This window comes from Trinickia soli, assembly GCF_002879855.1.
GTDB lineage: Bacteria > Pseudomonadota > Gammaproteobacteria > Burkholderiales > Burkholderiaceae > Trinickia > Trinickia soli.
Window position 1 is genome coordinate 1 of sequence record NZ_PNYB01000079.1, and the last position, 424, is coordinate 424.

1 protein-coding gene is annotated in these 424 nt (G+C 58.3%); it reads right to left on the reverse strand.

Annotation, left to right across the window (positions count from 1 at the left end; genetic code table 11):
• Positions 1-382 (reverse strand): ABC transporter permease subunit (locus C0Z19_RS27715; protein ID WP_146012172.1); only part of this gene is annotated, 382 nt, incomplete at its 3' end.
• Between the last annotated feature and the right edge of the window lie 42 nt (positions 383-424).

The window sequence follows — 424 nt, forward strand, 5'->3', positions numbered from 1 at the left end:
GTCCGGTGTAGCCCACGTAAGCGAGGGCCGTTTGCAGCAGAATCTGTATGCCGTAATAGATGATGAAGAGCGTCAGGAGCTCCGGCAGGCCGCGAAAGATGGTGGTGAACACGCCGGCTGCCAGCCGCAGCGACTTTTCTTCGGATTGCTGTGCCAGCGCCACCAGAAAGCCGACGACTAAGCCGAGCGGCAATGTCAGGACGGCTACTGTTATCGTGACTTTGAGGCCGCCGGCAATCTCGTCGCCCCAGCCGGTGTCTCCACAGGCAATGGAGGTGTTCTGGAAGAACACGGTGAAGAGACCCACGGGGCCGCACAGCGGATCGAAAGCGTTATCTATCCAGGCCCACAAGGAACCAAACGCGGAAAACAATCCGCCCATACCGTATTTCCCCTCGCAGCTTTTGCCGCGTTTCTCTTATTC